At 67.9% G+C, this 15919-nt stretch carries 14 protein-coding genes and 1 pseudogene; 7 read left to right on the top strand and 8 right to left on the bottom strand.

Annotated features, from left to right (window positions below; translation table 11 throughout):
• Window positions 1-197 (bottom strand): annotated as a pseudogene (locus AC6LJW_RS09740) (ABC transporter ATP-binding protein); the annotation flags it as partial.
• 374 nt (window positions 198-571) lie between these two features.
• Entirely contained in the window at window positions 572-4180 is a 3609-nt protein-coding gene (cydC, locus tag AC6LJW_RS09735; protein WP_498087144.1) for a thiol reductant ABC exporter subunit CydC, read from the bottom strand.
• A gap of 93 nt (window positions 4181-4273) precedes the next feature.
• Between cydC and AC6LJW_RS09730 the strand changes: the two genes are divergently transcribed.
• Both AC6LJW_RS09730 and AC6LJW_RS09725 read left to right on the top strand, forming a co-directional pair.
• A complete protein-coding gene (locus AC6LJW_RS09730) occupies window positions 4274-5281 on the top strand; it encodes a LysR substrate-binding domain-containing protein (protein WP_498087143.1) in 1008 nt (335 codons plus the stop codon).
• Between the two features lie 8 nt (window positions 5282-5289).
• The gene (locus tag AC6LJW_RS09725) at window positions 5290-5829 is read left to right on the top strand and encodes a DUF4952 domain-containing protein (protein WP_498087141.1); all 540 of its coding nucleotides are present in this window, start codon (window positions 5290-5292) and stop codon (window positions 5827-5829) included.
• A gap of 18 nt (window positions 5830-5847) precedes the next feature.
• Here the strand turns inward: AC6LJW_RS09725 and AC6LJW_RS09720 are convergent, their stop codons facing one another.
• The 4 genes from AC6LJW_RS09720 to AC6LJW_RS09705 form a co-directional block, all read right to left on the bottom strand.
• Window positions 5848-6636, bottom strand: a complete 789-nt coding sequence (locus AC6LJW_RS09720) for an ABC transporter ATP-binding protein (protein ID WP_498087139.1) — start codon at window positions 6634-6636, stop codon at window positions 5848-5850.
• A complete protein-coding gene (locus tag AC6LJW_RS09715) occupies window positions 6624-7394 on the bottom strand; it encodes an ABC transporter permease (protein WP_056569942.1) in 771 nt (256 codons plus the stop codon). The genes AC6LJW_RS09720 and AC6LJW_RS09715 overlap by 13 nt, the downstream gene beginning before the upstream one ends.
• A gap of 17 nt (window positions 7395-7411) precedes the next feature.
• Entirely contained in the window at window positions 7412-8410 is a 999-nt protein-coding gene (locus AC6LJW_RS09710) for an aliphatic sulfonate ABC transporter substrate-binding protein (RefSeq protein ID WP_313702226.1), read from the bottom strand.
• A gap of 215 nt (window positions 8411-8625) precedes the next feature.
• Window positions 8626-9381, bottom strand: a complete 756-nt coding sequence (locus AC6LJW_RS09705) for an SDR family oxidoreductase (RefSeq protein WP_498087137.1) — start codon at window positions 9379-9381, stop codon at window positions 8626-8628.
• 166 nt (window positions 9382-9547) lie between these two features.
• Here AC6LJW_RS09705 and AC6LJW_RS09700 point away from each other — a divergent pair, with 166 nt between their 5' ends.
• The 5 genes from AC6LJW_RS09700 (at window position 9548) to AC6LJW_RS09680 (ending at window position 14052) form a co-directional block, all read left to right on the top strand.
• A complete protein-coding gene (locus AC6LJW_RS09700) occupies window positions 9548-10456 on the top strand; it encodes an AraC family transcriptional regulator (RefSeq protein ID WP_498087135.1) in 909 nt (302 codons plus the stop codon).
• 111 nt (window positions 10457-10567) lie between these two features.
• Window positions 10568-11755 carry an NAD(P)/FAD-dependent oxidoreductase gene (locus tag AC6LJW_RS09695; RefSeq protein WP_498087133.1) on the top strand — a complete coding sequence of 396 codons (1188 nt, stop codon included), beginning with the start codon at window positions 10568-10570 and terminating at the stop codon, window positions 11753-11755.
• On the top strand, window positions 11739-12302 hold the full coding sequence (locus AC6LJW_RS09690; protein ID WP_498087131.1) for a HutD/Ves family protein: 564 nt from the start codon (window positions 11739-11741) through the stop codon (window positions 12300-12302). The genes AC6LJW_RS09695 and AC6LJW_RS09690 overlap by 17 nt, the downstream gene beginning before the upstream one ends.
• A 68-nt stretch (window positions 12303-12370) precedes the next feature.
• Complete coding sequence (locus tag AC6LJW_RS09685; protein WP_056569955.1) at window positions 12371-13120, top strand: electron transfer flavoprotein subunit beta/FixA family protein; 750 nt, start codon at window positions 12371-12373, stop codon at window positions 13118-13120.
• Window positions 13120-14052, top strand: a complete 933-nt coding sequence (locus tag AC6LJW_RS09680; protein WP_056569956.1) for an electron transfer flavoprotein subunit alpha/FixB family protein — start codon at window positions 13120-13122, stop codon at window positions 14050-14052. The genes AC6LJW_RS09685 and AC6LJW_RS09680 overlap by 1 nt, the downstream gene beginning before the upstream one ends.
• A 10-nt stretch (window positions 14053-14062) precedes the next feature.
• Here the strand turns inward: AC6LJW_RS09680 and AC6LJW_RS09675 are convergent, their stop codons facing one another.
• Window positions 14063-15076: a LysR family transcriptional regulator gene (locus AC6LJW_RS09675; RefSeq protein WP_056569965.1), complete on the bottom strand. Its 1014-nt coding sequence runs from the start codon at window positions 15074-15076 to the stop codon at window positions 14063-14065.
• A gap of 32 nt (window positions 15077-15108) precedes the next feature.
• The gene (hutG, locus tag AC6LJW_RS09670; RefSeq protein WP_056569966.1) at window positions 15109-15912 is read right to left on the bottom strand and encodes an N-formylglutamate deformylase; all 804 of its coding nucleotides are present in this window, start codon (window positions 15910-15912) and stop codon (window positions 15109-15111) included.
• Between the last annotated feature and the right edge of the window lie 7 nt (window positions 15913-15919).

The following is a 15919-nucleotide window of genomic DNA, read 5'->3' as shown; positions in this document are numbered from 1 at the left end:
CCCCCGGCCGCGCCCGACGCCACCGCGTCGACCAGGCGGCCGGCGTACATCGGGGTCAGCACGTCGGCCACGGCAGACAGCAGCGCCAGCGCCACGATCACCACGATGCGCAGCGGTTGCCGGCCCCAATAGCGGAAGGTAAAGCCCAGGACATCCTTGAAGGCCTGTCCTCGAAAGTCGATTTTTTTTCTAGCCATTGCCATGGCCTGGCGGGATAGGGCTCGCCAGGTTCCTTGAAAGGAAAGAGGGAAAACACGCCGTGCGCCGAAAAGGGCGCGGGCAACTGCGTTAGGGGTTCAGATGGGCACGGCGGACCGGTCGCCAGGTAAGGAACTGGCGATGGGGCCGCGCGGGCGACGACTTAATGGCGTCGCGGGGACACGCGCGGGACGGCGTTGGGCATGGGGTACATCATGCGGCCTCCCTGTCGGTGGGTGAGGGGAAAAAAGGAATGGGCGAGAGGCCCGAATTGCCGATTCTATCGAAGTGATGTAGGCGAATCAACGGGCCGCGCGTGGGGACGGAATGCGATGTCGGTTTTTTTCAACGCGGCGGATGCGGCGAGGCCGCGCTAACCGGGCAGCGACGCCGCGCCAGCAGCCGCGTAGCCGCCCTGATGGCTTGCCAGCCGCGCATACACCCCTTGCTTGCGTAGCAACTGGTCATGCGTGCCGGACTCGGCCAGCGTGCCGCGGTCCAGCACCAGGATCAGGTCGGCATCGCGAATCGTGGACAGGCGGTGCGCAATCACGAGCGTCGTGCGGTGGCGCATCAGCACGTCCAGCGCGCCGCGCACCTGCATTTCCGACAGCGTGTCCAGATGTGAGGTGGCTTCGTCCAGGATCAGCACCGGCGCGTTCTTCAAGAAGGCGCGCGCAATCGAGATGCGCTGGCGCTGGCCGCCCGACAACTGCATGCCGCGTTCGCCCACACGTGTGGCGAGCCCTTCGGGCAGACGCTGCACGAAGTCGGCCAGCGCCGCCTGCTCCAGCGCGCGCATCAGGTCTTCGCGGCTGGCCTCGGGGCGCGCAAGGCGGATGTTGCCTTCGAGCGTGTCGTTGAACAGATAGGTGTCCTGCGTGACCAGCGCGACGCGCTCGCGCAGGCCGTCGAGCTGGAGCTGGCGAACGTCTACGCCGTCCAGCTTGACCGCGCCCTCGCGCGGATCCCAGAAGCGGAGCAACAGGCTGGCGACGGTGCTCTTGCCCGCGCCCGAGGCGCCGACAATGGCCACCGTGGCGCCGGCGGGCGCCGTGAAGCTAAGGTGGCGCAGCGTGTCCTGGCGCTTGCCGGGGTAGGCGAAGCTGACGCGCTCGAAGGTGAGCGACAGGCCGTGCGGCGCCACCGGCGCGGGCAGGGGACCGTCAACGACCGGTTCGGGTTCGTTGGCCACCACGTGCAGTCGGCGCGTGGCGGCAATGGTGTCGGCCAGTTGCCGGCTGACCTGCGAGATCTCGGATACGGGCAGGAACGTCGCCAGCGCGATCAGCACCAGCAACGGCAGCATGCCGGCCGGCAGCGCACCGGCCTGCACCTGCAGCGCGCCCACGACGGCCACGGCAAGTCCGCCCAGACCCATCGCGATTTCAAACCACGCGGTCTGACGAGACAGGTCGCGCAGGATGGCAAGACGCCGCGCGCGATAGTGATCGGCCACCTTCAGGAACTGATCGCGGCGCCGGCCCGTCGCCTGGAAGGCGGTCAGGTCGGCCAGGCCCTGGATGGTGTCGGTGGTGTGGGCGCTCATTTCGCCCAGCGCCTCGCGCGCCTTGTCGCCCAGGGCGTCGACGCGGCGCCGGCCTCGCACGGGGGAGACCAGCGCATAGGCCAGGAACGGCAGCAGCGCCAGCGCCACCGGCCAGCTGTAGAACGCGAGAAAACCCAGCACGGACAGCGGCACCAGCACGGACACGATGGCCGGCGCAATGGTGTGCGCGTAGAAATACTCGACCATCTCCACGTCCTGCGTGGCCAGCGCAACCAGATCGCCCGAGCGGCGTTGCAGCAGGTACGCGGGCGCCAGCCGTTCGAGCTTGTCGTAGAGCTTGACGCGCATGTCTGCGAGGAGCTGATAGGCCATCGCATGCGCCAGCCACGATTCCAGCCAATGGAAAAGGGCGGCCAGCGGTGCGGCGATCAGCAGGCCGACGATCAGCGCGGTGGTGTCGCCGCCATCGCGAATGGCGGCCACGATCAGGGCGCTGAACACGCCCACGCCGATGAAGGCGGCGACACGCGCCACGCCCAGCAGAATGGTCGCGATGAGCGTGCCGCGCCACGGCCGCACTACCGACAGCAGGGTGCCCAACGTGGCGCGCCAGCCGACCTGGTCGGCATCGGCATCGAGCGGCCGCAAGGCAGGGCCGGGGGCGTTGCCGTCGTCGGGTTCAGCGGGCGTATTGCCCGAGGCCTGCTGCGCCGCGGGGGGCGAGCCGGCGGCCGGGTTGCGGTGCGCGGCCGCCTGTTCGTGCATCAGGCGGTAGTACAGCCCTTGCTTGCGCATCAGGTCGGCATGCGGTCCGGCTTCGGCTACGCGGCCTTGGTCCAGCACCAGGATGCGGTCGGCGCCGATCACGCTGGCCAGCCGGTGCGCCAGGATCAGCGTCGTGCGGCCGGCCATGAGGCGGTCCAGCGCCTGCTGGATCAGCGCCTCGTTCTCGGTGTCCACCGACGACAGCGCCTCGTCAAGGATCAGGATGGGCGCGTCGCGCAGCAGGGCGCGGGCGATCGCCACGCGCTGGCGCTGGCCGCCCGACAATTGCAGGCCGCGCTCGCCAATGCGCGTGGCGTAGCCGTCGGGCAGCGCCATGATGAAGTCGTCGATGTTCGCGGCGCGGGCGGCGGCGCGGACTTCGTCGGGCGTCGCGTCGGGCCGGCCCAGGCGCAGGTTGTCGTCGATGGTGCCGTGAAACAGCGTGATGTCCTGGCTGACCAGCGCGATGTGCGACAAGAGAAACTGGGGGTCCAGCGCGTTGACGTCGTGCCCGCCCACGCGGACCGCGCCCGATTGCGGCACGCATTCGCGCAGCAGCAGCCGCACGATGGTGGATTTGCCGGCGCCGCTGGGGCCGACGACGCCGACCCGTTCGCCCGCCGCGATGCGGAACGCCAGGCCCCGGTGGGCGGCGCGTTCGGGTGTGTACGAGAACGCGACGTCGTCAAATTCGATGGTGGGCGCCAGGCGCGCAGGGCCCGCTTGCGCGGCGCGGGTGTCGGGGGCGGGCGTCAGCGGCTGCGCGTCCATCAGCGCGTGGATGCTGGCGGCGGCCGACTGGCCCAGCATGCCCCGGTGCAGCACCGCGCGCAGGTCGCGCAGCGGGCGGAAGATCTCGGTGCCCGCCATCAGGACGATCAAGAGCGCCTCGACGCTCATGTCGCCCGTGGTCACGCGCCAGGCACCCAGCGTCAGCGCCAGCGCGGCGCCCAGCGCCACCCCCAGGTCGCTGATGCCGCGCGTCAGCAGGCTGACGGACAGCACCCAGAACGTGTTGTCGGACAGGCTGCGCGCGCGGGCGGCCAGCCGTTCGCCCCAGGCCTTGCCCTGGCCATACGACTTGAGCGTGGGCAGGCCCTGCACGGCGTCCAGGAACTCTTCGCCAAATTCATTGAGCGACCGGCTGCGCGCCAGGCTGGCACGGCGGTCCAGCATGTGTACGGCCATCGGCCCGAATAGCGCGAAGAGAGCGGCGGCCAGGAAGACGAGGGCGGTCGGCACGTCCCAGAACGCGATGACGGCAAAGATCGCAAAGGGCGCGGCCGCGGCGATGGCGACCTGCGGCAGGTATTGTCCAAAGAAGGTCTGCAACTGCTCGACGCCGTCCACCACGGTCAGCATGACGCCGCCCGTGCGCTGGCTGGCAAACCAGGCCGGCCCCAGCGCGACGATGCGGTCGTACAGCCGCGCGCGCAGGGTGTGCTGGATGGCGGCGGACGTGCGATTGGCCTGCACCGTGCGCCAGTCGTCCAGCAACGCCCGCAGCAGCACCATGGCGGCCACGCACAGCGCCGGCGTCGCCCATTGCTGCCACGGCGCCCCGTCGAACACGCGCGCGAGCAACTGGCCCAGAAACACATACCGCGCAATCCCGGCCGCCAGGGCCAACAGGCCCAGGAAAATGCCGCCCGCCATGCCGGCGCGCAGACCCGCGGTCAGGTGCCACAGCCTCGAATCGAAATACATAGCATTACTCCATCCAGAGCCTGCATCGTCCCCGATCCGGCGCGCGCGCGAAAGCGATGAATTTTCAATCAAGGGTTGAGATAAACTCAACCGATGTCCGATTCCTCTACCCGCACGCCGCCGCTGGCCGCCTTGCGCGCCTTCGAAGCCGTGGCCCGCCTGGGCAGCCTGAGCCGCGCGGCCGCCGAACTGAACGTCACGAAAAGCGCCGTCAGCCATCAATTGCGGGCGCTGGAGGCGGATCTGGGCGCGCCGCTCCTGCGCCGGGGCGGCACCGTGCGGCGCGCCGAGACCACGGAAGCGGGCGCCGCGTTGCTGGCTTCCGTACAACAGGCCTTGATCCTACTGGAGACCGCCTGCCGCAACGTGCGGGCCAGCGCCCGCGGCAAGCGGCGCTACACGCTGAATGTGTCCGCCAACCCGTCGCTGGCCGCCCTATGGCTGGCGCCGCGCATCGGCCGCTTTATCGAACTGCATCCGGACATCGACATCCAGGTGTACCTGCACGCCAGCCAGGATCCGGCCTGGAAGACCCAGGACATCGACCTGGCGTTCCTGCACGTGCGGGCGATGGGGCCGCACATTGCCGCGCCTGGCGACATTCCGCTGATGACGGAAACCGTGGTGCCGGTATGCTGCCCGGCGCTGGTGGCCGAGGCCGACCGCAACGACCCGCGCGTGTTCCTGCGCCACCGCTGGCTGGAAGAAAAGCACATCGACAGCCCCGAAACCGACTGGCGCACGTGGCGGCCGCGGCTGGGTCTGGCGGCGGATGACTGGCAGGATCCGATGGTGCTGAGCGGTCTGAGCACCGTGGTGGCCGCCGCGGCGGCGGGCGTTGGCATCGCGCTGGGCCGCGCGCCGCTGATCGACGAAGACCTGGCCAGCGGCCGGCTGGTGCCATTGACCCCGCATCTGCGCATGCCGGGCTCGTGGGGCTATGTCATGCGCATCCACGCCAACCGGCCGATGGATCCGTCATTGCCCGCGCTGGTGGAGTTTCTATCCGAGGAAGGGCGAAGCACGGGTGCGTGGCAGCGTCCGGGCGACGTATCCGGCGGCGTTGCCGCGCAGCAAACCACGCCATGGGGAGCCCGATGAGCCGGGTCATGCCCAACGTCACGCAGCGCCGGACACGGGGAACGCCGTTATTGGCGCCGCTGTTCGCACCCTTGCTGGCCGCCGTGGCGCTGGGCCTTGCGGTGGCCCCGTCCGACGTCCCGGCGCGGGACACCGCCGCCCTGGACCTCCGATCCGCCGAAGCCGAGGCCCGCGCGCAGGGCGTGGCTCCGCCCGGCATGCCCTGCGGGGACTTTCTGCAGGCGTTGGGGCGAAAGCCCGCCCATGTCGAGTACCTGGGGTGCGAGCTGCACGATGACCGGCAGGCCAAACCCATGATCGCGCGCTACCAGGTGATCGGCGCACACGCGGCGGCGGCGCACGCCCAGCTCAGCGAAGCGTTCGGCCTGCCGCCGCTGCTATACGTCTGCTGCGGTTGGGAAACCGCGCCGCATTCCTGGCGCGGCGGACAGGACGGCCTGCAATACGGCCTGGGCATGGGGGTGGAAGCGCCGCGCTATCCCAGCGACGAGTGGGACAGGATTCCCGCTTTCAGCATCACGGTCACGCTGTACACCGACGTCATCTAGGCCGAGCGCGCGCTTGCGTTAATCCCCGGCCAGTTCCATGCTGCGCGTCACTTCCTCCTGCACGCGTTCCCAGATCGCCCGTTTCAGTTCCACAAAGCGCGGCGACAGCTGCACGTCGGCGCTGCGCGGATGCGGCAGGTCGTTCTGGATGTCCTGCACGATGCGGCCGGGCTTGGAACCCATGACGGCCATGCGCGTCGACAGGGTCAGGGCCTCGTCGATGGAGTGCGTGATGAAGACGATGGTCTTGCCGCTTTGCTCGTAGATCGACAGCAACTGGTCCTGCAGCACTTGCCGGGTCATGGCGTCCAGCGCCGCGAACGGCTCGTCGAACAGCATCACGTCCGGGTCGTTGGCCAGCACGCGCGCGATGGACACGCGCTGCTTCATCCCGCCCGACAGCGCGTGCGGGAACTTGTCCGCCGCGTGCTTCAGGCCCACCATCTCGATGAATTTGCGGGCGATCGGGGCGCGTTCCTGGCGCGACATGCCGCGCATCTTCAGGCCGAACTCGACGTTTTCCTGCACCGTGCGCCACGGAAACAGCGCGTACTGCTGGAACACCATGCCGCAGGCGGAAGTCACATCGGTGACCTTTTTGCCGTTGATTTCCACCGATCCCGTGTTGGGCGTGATGAAGCCCGCCATAAGGTTCAGCAGCGTCGACTTGCCGCAGCCCGAGGCGCCCAGCAGCACCAGGAATTCCCCGCGCTTGACCTCCAGGTTGACCTTGTCCAGCACGGGCACTTCGCCATAGGCCTTGGAGACGTCCGTCAGCCGGATCATCGTGTCGTTCATCGCTGCCATGCCAGCACCCACCGTTCAAGAAGCCGCAAACACAGATCGGTCACCAGCACGGTGAAACTGATCAGCACCATGCCCAGCACCACGGTGTCGGTCTGGAAGAATTCCTTGCCGTTCATGATCATGAAGCCCAGGCCTTCCTTGGACGCCACCAGCTCGGCCGAGATCACGCAGGTCCACGACAGACCCAGAATGATCTTCATGCCCGACAGGATCTGCGGCAGACAGCCCGGAAACAGCACCTCTCGCATGACCTGCCAGCGGTTGGCGCCCAGGTTGCGCGCGGCGCGCACCAGCACCGGGTCGATGCTGCGCGAGGCCTCCATCACGTACAGCAAAGCGGGCACGAACGACCCCATGAACACGATGCTGTACTTCTGCGTTTCGGTGATGCCGAACCACAGCAGCGACAGCGGAATCCAGCTCATGGACGGCAGGGGACGCAGGAACGAGATGATGGGATCGAAGACGGCGCGCGCCACCTTCGACGTGCCCAGCAGGATACCCAGCGGAATCGCCACGATCACCGCGGCCAGAAAGCCCACCATGACGCGGCGCGTGGACGCAAGCACGTTGTAGAACAGCGTGCCCTGGTCGGATAGGGATAGCGCGCGCGCCAGGACCTGGGACGGCGCGGGCAGGAAGATGGGGTCGACCGCGCCGGCGCGGCACAGGCCTTCCCACATCAGCAGAAAACCCAGCAGCGAGAACACGCTGACCCAGAGCAGGCGTGTTTCGCGGGATGACGAACGTGTGGACATAGGCAGCTGTCCCGAACTCAGAGGTACGCGGACTGGACCCAGTCCTTGACGGTGGGCGCGCGGTCGATCTGCTTGAGCGACACCAGCATCTCGGCCAGCTTCTGCATGCCGTTCACGAAGTTGCCGGGTTCGATCATCAGCGCCTTCTGGTCTTCGGCGGAATACCACTGCGTCTGCTTGATGACGGCAAGCTGCTCGTCCTTGGACAGGCCGGTCAGCTCCAGCAGCACGCCGGCCGCTTCCTCGGGCTGGTTCGTCAGCATGGCGTTGGCCTGGAACACCGCCTGCAGGAACTTGCGCACGGCGTCCGGGTTCTCCTTGCCCAGCTTGGCATGCGTCAGCAGCACGTCCGGCCCGGGGGTGATGGCGTACTGCTTGTAAAGCGAGAACGCGGTGTCGTCCAGCAGCACATGCGTGCCCGGCACGGCCTTGATGCGGTCAAACGCGGGCGTCCAGGCCACGGCCGCGTCGATCTGGCTGCCCTGGTAGGCCGACAGCAGGTTGGTCGCGGGCAGGTTGATGATGGAGACGTCGCGGTCGGGGTTCAGGCCCGCCTGGCGCAGCACGTCCAGCAGCAGCACGTGGGCGCTGGAGGCGTACGTGACGCCGATCTTCTTGCCCTTCAGGTCGGCAACGGACTTGACGTTGTCGCGCACCAGCACGCCTTCGGCGCGGCCGAAGTTGTTGGGGGTGGCAATGACCTGGAACTGGCGCGCGCCCGCGGCCATCAGCGCCAGCGACGACACCACGCCGGTGCCCGCCAGGTCGACATTGCCCGCCATCACCGCGCTCATGCGGTCCGACGATGTGGCAAAGCTCTGCCACTTGATGTCCAGACCCTGCTTGGCAAAGAGGCCCGTCTTCATCGCGATGTAGGCGGAGTAATGGCCCAGCCAGGCCGAGCCGCCATAGGTGTAGGACGCGCCTGCGGCGCGGCCGATCATCGGAAAGCCCAGGGCGCTTGCGCCCGCAAGTGCAGCGGTGCGCACCAGCATGGCGCGGCGATTCATGTTCATATTTTTCCCCTACTTGAATGTAGATTGACCGATAGATTCCATGTCGCCGGCACTCTGGGGTGCGGCAGGCAAGACTTTCGCCCGATCGCCCGGCGGCGGCATGAATATAAGGAACGGCGATGGTCAACATCAGCGGCGCTTAAAGAGCCGCACTTCTACAAGGGGAGACCCGTTCGGGCCGCGCAAGGAGGCGGCCCGGTGTGGTGCCGCGCGCGTCAGATGCCCTGTCCGCCGGACACCTCGATGCGCTGGGCGTTGACCCATCGGTTGTCTTCGGACAGCAGGCTGGCGATCATCGGCCCGATATCGTCGGCCACGCCCACGCGGCCTAGCGCGGTCATGTCCGCGAAGGCCTTGTTGAATTCGGGCGTGTCGCGCACTGCGCCGCCCAGAAAGTCCGTTTCGATGGCGCCCGGCGCCACAGCGTTGACGGCGATGCCGCGGTGGCCGAGTTCCTTGGCCAGGTAGACCGTCAGCACCTCGACGGCGCCCTTGGCCGCCGCATACGCGGCCCAGCCCGGCGCCGACACGCGCGTCAGGCCGCTGGACAGGTTCACGATGCGGCCGCAGTCGGACAGCAGCGGCAGGAGGCTTTGCGTCAGAAAGAACACGCCCTTGAAGTGCACGTCGATCAGCTTGTCGAACGCTGCCACGCTCATGTCGGCAATCGGCGCCATGTCGCCATGTCCCGCGTTGTTGACCAGGTGATCGAAGGTGTCACGCTGCCACATTTGGGCCAGCGCCGTCCGCAGCCGCGCGACGAAGTCTGGAAAGGCGGCCACATTGCCCGCATCCAGCTGCAGCGCCACGGCCTTGCCGCCCAGCCGCTCGATCTCGGCGACGACTTCGTCGGCCTGCGCCGCGCGGCTCTGGTAGGTGATGACGACGTCGTTGCCTCTGCGGGCGAGGGCCAGGGCGGCGCTGCGGCCCAGGCCGCGGCTCGAACCGGTGACAAGAGAAATCGTGCTCATGAAAAGGCTCCTTGGTGGTATTCGGTGAGGGTTCATTCTGTGGCGGATGCACCGGATCGCCTTTGCCTGAACCTGGGCGTTGTTGGCCTGATCCTCCAAATGAGCGTCCCGGCGCGCGGGAACCCATTACGATGGCCCGGTGGCAAACCCTTGGTGATCCCTCCCCATGACCGAAACGTTGCTCAACGACACCTTGCGCGCCGCCGCGAGCCGTTACGCGCAAGCCCACGCCGGCCCGGCGGGCGTGGCACAAACGCCCATTCCGGGGTTGGCCGTCATCCGTGCGTTGCAGCCCACCGGGCTGGACTACGCGATCTCGCGGCCGCTCGCGTGCCTGGTGCTGCAGGGCGCCAAGCGCGTGGCGCTCGGCGCGAACACGTTCGACTTCAGTGCGGGCGATTCGCTGCTGATCACGGCCGATGTGCCCACTGTCAGCCAGATCACGCGGGCCAGCCCCGGAGAGCCGTACTTTTCGCTGGTACTGGACCTGGATCTGGCCGTGATTGGCGACTTGGCCCTGGAAATGAAGCTGGGGCCGGTGGACCCGGGCGCGCCCGTCCGGGTGGAACAGACCGACGCCGAGGTCGCCGACGCCGCGCTGCGCCTGTTGCGCCTGGTCGAACGGCCGTCGGCGTTGCCGGTCCTGCAGGCGCAGCTGGTGCGGGAAATGCACTATTGGCTGCTGACCGGCCGCCACGGGCAGGCGATCCGCCAGCTTGGCTGGCCGGGCAGCGCCGCCCAGCGCATTGCACGCGCGGTCGCGGTGCTTCGCGCCGAGTTTGCGCAGCCGCTGCCGGTCGAGCGGCTGGCGGCGGCGGCCGGCATGAGCCCGTCGTCGTTCCACCAGCACTTTCGGGCGGCCACGTCGCTGTCGCCGTTGCAGTTCCAGAAGCAGCTGCGCCTGATCGAGGCGCGCCGGCTGATGACCGCCGAAGGCGCGACGGCCAGCAGCGCGGCGTTTGCGGTGGGCTATGAAAGCGCCCAGCAGTTCACCCGCGAGTACCGGCGGATGTTCGGCCTGCCGCCGGGCAAGGACGCCGAGGCGATCCGAGGCGCGGTTGGCGCGGCCGCCTGATCGCGGGCGCACCTTTCCAGAACGCTTTTATTAAGTATTCGCGGCGCTTATATTGCGGCGGCTCCGAAAAGGCGGGTCCACACTCGCCGCACTTGTCCTTGGAGCCTTGTCGTGAAAAGTTATGACGTGATCGTGATTGGTGCCGGCGTGATCGGCAGTTCGGTGGCGTTTCACCTGGCCGAACTCGGCGCGAAGAACGTGCTGGTGCTGGACCGCGAGACCATCGGCGCGGGCACTACGTCGCAGTCGTCCGGCATCCTGCGCACGCACTATTCCGTGCGCGAGAACGTGGAGCTGGCCCAGCGTTCTTGGAGCGTGTTCAACAATTTCGCCAGCTATCTGGGCGACGAAGAGGCCTCGTGCGGCCTGGTCAAATGCGGCTACCTGATCACCGCCGCCGACGACGACAAGCTGGAACCGCTGCGCGGCGCGCTGGCCCAGCAAGCGGCGCAGGGCATCGCGCTGGAATTGCTGAATGCCACGCAGGCGCGCGAGCTGCTGCCCATCGCGTCCTTCGACAACGCCGCGCTGATCGGCTATGAGCCGGAGGCGGGCTTTGCCGACGCGTATCTGGTGGCCACCAGCTTCGCGCGCGGCGCCCGCCGCCGCGGCGTCACCATCCGCGAAAACGTCAACGTCCAGCGCCTGATCATCGACAACGGCCGCGTGACGGGCGTGGTGACATCCGAAGGCGACTACAGCGCGCCGCTCGTCATCAGCACGCAGAACATCTGGACGCCGGAGCTTGCCGGCTGGACGGGCGTCGCCATGCCCGTCGTGCCGGAGCGCCATGCCGTGCTGGCGCTGGAGTGCGAGGCTGCGCCTTACACGTATTCGATGCCGGTCTTCAAGGACCTGGCCTCGCCCGGCATGCTGTATTGCCGCAGCTACGGCGGCAACCAGATGCTGGTCAGTGAAGGAATTGTCGGCGAGGCGCTGCAAAAGAGCGATGCTGAGCAGGGTGATATTCCGCTGGACTACGTGGCCGAGGTGGGTGCGCAGGTGGCGGACCGCTTCCCCGCGTATGAGACCGCCGGGCTGGCGTCTTCCTGGACCGGCGTCTACGACGTGACGCCCGACTGGAACCCCGTGCTGGGCCGCGTGCCGGGCGTCGAAGGGTTGATCGTGGGCTTTGGGTTCTCGGGTCACGGCTTCAAGCTGTCGCCCACGGTGGGCCGCGTGCTGGCGCAAGAGGCCCTGGGCCTGGCGACCGACGTGTCGCTTACGCCTTATGAGTTGGGGCGCTTTCAGCGCGGCGCGCTCTTGACCGGGAAGTACGGCCTTGGCGCAGTTTCCTGATTCGCGCGGTCCGGTGCGCGCCAGCTGGCTCGCGTTGCCGCCCGAGCCGTGGAAGAACGGAGGAGGCGTCACGCGCACGCTGGCGGCCGATCCGGCTGGACGGTGGCGCGTGAGCATCGCCGATATCGAACGCGACGGGCCGTATTCGCGCTTTCCGGGGTTTGACCGCGTGTCGGTCGTGCTGGCGGGCGAGGGGGTGATGCTGCAAGGCGAGGGTGTCGCCGTGGCATTGCGGCCCTGCGAGCCGGCTGCGTTTGGCGGCGACGCGTTGCTGCAATCGACCTTGGTCGGCGGAGCCGTGCGGGTGCTGAATCTCTTTGTCTTGCGTGGTGCTGCGGTGGCATCGGTGACGTGTTCGGACGTGGCGTCCGGTTGCTGCGAGGTCGGTTCGCTGCCGGCCGGCGCGGACGGGCGCGACGTCACGCGGCTCGTGGTGACGTCGGAGGAATACCAGATGTCGCGCGGCGCCAACCCCCGCACTGCAGCCACGCAAAGCGACTTCGCCGTGATCCTGGACATCACCGTCCAGGGAAGCGTCCCGAACTGACCAACCTGCAGCCGTCCCCGCCACGACGCGGGAACGGCCGTTGATTCCTTTCACTCAGGAGTGTTTCCATGAAGGTACTTGCCGCGGTCAAGCGCGTGGTTGACTACAACGTCAACGTGCGCGTCAAGGCCGACCAGAGCGGCGTGGACATCGGCAACGTCAAGATGTCGATGAACCCGTTCGATGAAATCGCCGTCGAGGCGGCCGTGCGCCTGAAAGAGCAGGGCGCGGCTGCCGAGGTCGTGGCCGTGTCTTGCGGCACGGCGCAGTCGCAGGAGACGTTGCGCACGGCGCTGGCCATCGGCGCCGACCGTGGCGTGCTGGTGCAGACGGATGCCGCGTTGCAGCCGCTGGAAGTCGCCAAGCTGCTGCGCGCCGTCGTGGACAAGGAAGCGCCCGCGCTGGTGATCCTGGGCAAGCAGGCCATCGACGACGACGCCTGCCAGACCGGCCAGATGCTGGCGGCCCTGCTGGGCTGGCCGCAGGCCACCAACGCCAGCGCCATCGCCATCGGCGAAGGCACGGCGCGCGTCACGCGCGAGGTGGACGGCGGCCTGGAAGTGGTGGAACTGACGCTGCCCGCCATCGTCACGGCGGACCTGCGCCTGAACGAACCGCGCTACGTCACGTTGCCCAACATCATGAAGGCCAAGAAAAAGCCGTTGGACGTGGAAACGCCGGACGCGCTGGGTGTGGATCCCGTGTCTCGCCTGCAAACGCTGCGCGTCGAGGAACCGGCGGCGCGCGCGCCCGGCATCAAGGTCGCCGACGTGGCCGCGCTGGTCGACAAACTGAAGAACGAAGCCAAGGTGATCTGATGACTGTCCTCGTTATTGCCGAACACGATAATCGGGCGCTGAACGGCGCCACGCTCAACGCCATCGCCGCTGCCGCCCGGCTGGCCATGCCGATCCACGTGCTGATCGCGGGCGGGGACGCGCAGCCGGTGGCCGAGGCCGCTGCGCGGGTGGCCGGGGTGGAAAAGGTGCTGCTGGCGCAGGCGCCGCAGCTTGCCGACGGTCTGCCGGAAACCGTGGCCGCGCAGGCGGTGGCGGTTGCCGCTGGGTATTCGCACGTCTTCCTGGCCGCGACGGCGCAGGGCAAGGGCGTGGCGCCGCGCATTGCCGCCTTGCTCGACGTGGCGCAGGTCTCGGACGTCATCGAGGTGCTGGCGCCTGATACGTTCAAGCGTCCGATCTATGCCGGCAACGCGATCGCGACGGTCAAGAGCGGCTATCCGGTGGTCGTGGCCACGATCCGTCCCACGGCCTTTGACGCGGTGTCAGCCGAGGGCGGCAGCGCCACGGTGGAAGCGGTCGAGGCCGTGGCGGGGGCGGGCTTGTCGCGCTTCATCAGCCGCGAGATCGCGGTGTCCGAACGCCCCGACTTGGGCGGCGCGCGCGCGGTGGTGTCGGGCGGACGCGGCCTGGGCAGCGCGGAAAACTTCAAGCTGCTGGATCCGCTGGCCGAAAAGCTGGGCGCGGCGCTGGGCGCCTCGCGCGCGGCCGTCGACGCGGGCTATGCGCCCAACGACTGGCAGGTTGGCCAGACCGGCAAGATCGTCGCGCCGGAACTGTACGTGGCCGTCGGGATCTCGGGCGCCATCCAGCATCTGGCGGGAATGAAGGACTCCAAGGTCATCGTCGCCATCAACAAGGACGGCGACGCGCCGATCTTCGGCGTGGCGGACTACGGTCTGGTCGGCGACCTGTTCGAGGCCGTGCCGGCGCTGACGTCGTCGCTGTCGTGAGGGTGGGGCGTTAGCGCCGCAGGCTGCGCCACAGCGTGGCCGGCGGCAGCCCCAGCGCCGGGGCAAGTTCCTTCTGGATCAAGCGCTCCATGGCCATCAGGATCACGTCGCGTGCTTCAGAGGGCAGCTTGCCCACCTCCTGCTGGCGCGCGGCCAGATACAGCGTGCGCGACAGGGCGGGATCGTCGGCCCGCGTCGCGCCCAGGAAGGGCGCGAGCGGCAGCACGCGCAACTGGTCCAGGAAATGGCGCGACTGCCAGATGCACAGCGGCGTGCTGATGCCAAAGCCCAGCCCGGCCGTGACCAGGCTGAGCAACGGATCGGTATTGTCGAATTCGTAAGTGCGCTCGATCATCACGCCGTGTGACTCGACCAGCCGGTCGATCTCGGCGCCGATGAACGAGCGCGCGCTGTAGCGGATGAACTGGGCGCGCTGGCCCAGTTCCTTCAACGTGTCGATCCGGTCCATGCTCATCGAGCGCGGCACGATCAGCACGTAGGGTTCGCTGAACAGGCTGTATTTGCGGATGGTGGGCTTGCCCGCCGACGCGCTGGTGGTGACGACGAGGTCCAGTTGCCGGTCTTCGAGCTGCTTGTCCAGCACGGGCGTGATGCCCGACCACAGCCGGATCTGGCGCGACGCGCCGGACAGGCCGTGGATCAGCGTTGGCCCCAGCGTGCCGGCAAACGAGTCCACGCAGCCGAAGCGCACGATGTTGCGCTTGGCCCGGCTAAGGTTGCGCACGCTTTCGGTCATGTCGCCGGCCTGCGCCAGCAGCCGCGCCGCGTGTTCAAAAAGCAGCTCGCCCGCCGGCGTGGGCCGGGCGGGGCGGGTGCTGCGGTCCAGCAGTTCGGTCGACATGGCGGCTTCAAGCTGCTTGATCCGCTGCGACACCGCCGCCTGCGAAAATCCCAGCAGTCGCGCCGCACCCGAGACCGACGCCGCTTCCACCACGGCTACCCACGTCAACAGCAGGTTCCATTCTGGATAATTTTCCGTGCTGCTGAACGAAAAACGGTTCATGGCGTGGGCATCCGGCGGCGTTTGGAATGGGCTTAGCGCTGGCGCGCGGTGGTCTGGCGCAACGCAGCGGTCACCATGCCTTCGACCACCGGAATGACCTTGTCTGCCAGATCGGGGCGATAGCCGTACGGGTGCGTTTCGTCCATGTAGGTGGACTGGCACATTTCGAGCTGGATGGCGTGGACGTTGTCGGCCGGCGACCCGTAGTGACGCGTGATGTAGCCGCCCTTGAAGCGGCCATTGACGGCCCAGGTGTAATCCGTGCAGCCGTTCAACTGCTCATGCACGGCGGCCAGGATGTCGGGCGCGCAGGAGGCGCCGTCGGACGTGCCGATGTTCAGGTCGGGCAGCTTGCCCTCGAATAGGCGCGGCAGGACGCTGGCGATCGAGTGCGCTTCCCACAGCAGCACCGTGCCGTGCTCGGCCTTGATGCGGTCGATTTCCTCGCGCAGCTTGGCGTGATACGGCTTCCAGTACGCGTCCAGGCGCTGGGCGCGCTCCGCGTCGGTCAGCACGGCGTCGTTCTGGTACAGCGCATCGCCGCGAAACGCCTGGGTGGGACACAGGCCGGTTTTGGTCTGCCCAGGGTACAGGCTTTCGTCGTTGGGCGGTCGGTTCAGGTCGACGACGTAACGCGAATAGCGCGCGCCCAGCACGGACGCGCCCAGCGCCTGGGCGAACTGATACAGGGTGTCCAGATGCCAGTCGGTGTCGCCGGATTGCAGGGCAACATCGGTCATGTGCGGACGCTGCGCGTCGGGGATCTGGCTGCCGAGGTGGGGAATGGAGATCAGCAGCGGGGCGGTGCCGCGGCTGAATTGATAGAGGTCGGTCAAGAGGAAA

The organism is Achromobacter sp. 1012554356, from assembly GCF_059760815.1.
This window is presented reverse-complemented; position numbering and strand designations above follow the sequence as displayed.

What these genes read in the sequence shown, in the direction of transcription:
- AC6LJW_RS09710 (WP_313702226.1), bottom strand. Translation starts at nt 8,410, where the DNA reads ATGAACATGAATCGCCGCGCCATGCTGGTGCGCACCGCTGCACTTGCG.
- AC6LJW_RS09720 (WP_498087139.1), bottom strand. Translation starts at nt 6,636, where the DNA reads ATGGCAGCGATGAACGACACGATGATCCGGCTGACGGACGTCTCCAAG.
- AC6LJW_RS09715 (WP_056569942.1), bottom strand. Translation starts at nt 7,394, where the DNA reads ATGTCCACACGTTCGTCATCCCGCGAAACACGCCTGCTCTGGGTCAGC.
- AC6LJW_RS09675 (WP_056569965.1), bottom strand. Translation starts at nt 15,076, where the DNA reads ATGAACCGTTTTTCGTTCAGCAGCACGGAAAATTATCCAGAATGGAAC.
- AC6LJW_RS09730 (WP_498087143.1), top strand. Translation starts at nt 4,274, where the DNA reads ATGTCCGATTCCTCTACCCGCACGCCGCCGCTGGCCGCCTTGCGCGCC.
- AC6LJW_RS09685 (WP_056569955.1), top strand. Translation starts at nt 12,371, where the DNA reads ATGAAGGTACTTGCCGCGGTCAAGCGCGTGGTTGACTACAACGTCAAC.
- AC6LJW_RS09725 (WP_498087141.1), top strand. Translation starts at nt 5,290, where the DNA reads ATGCCCAACGTCACGCAGCGCCGGACACGGGGAACGCCGTTATTGGCG.
- cydC (WP_498087144.1), bottom strand. Translation starts at nt 4,180, where the DNA reads ATGTATTTCGATTCGAGGCTGTGGCACCTGACCGCGGGTCTGCGCGCC.
- AC6LJW_RS09700 (WP_498087135.1), top strand. Translation starts at nt 9,548, where the DNA reads ATGACCGAAACGTTGCTCAACGACACCTTGCGCGCCGCCGCGAGCCGT.
- AC6LJW_RS09705 (WP_498087137.1), bottom strand. Translation starts at nt 9,381, where the DNA reads ATGAGCACGATTTCTCTTGTCACCGGTTCGAGCCGCGGCCTGGGCCGC.
- AC6LJW_RS09680 (WP_056569956.1), top strand. Translation starts at nt 13,120, where the DNA reads ATGACTGTCCTCGTTATTGCCGAACACGATAATCGGGCGCTGAACGGC.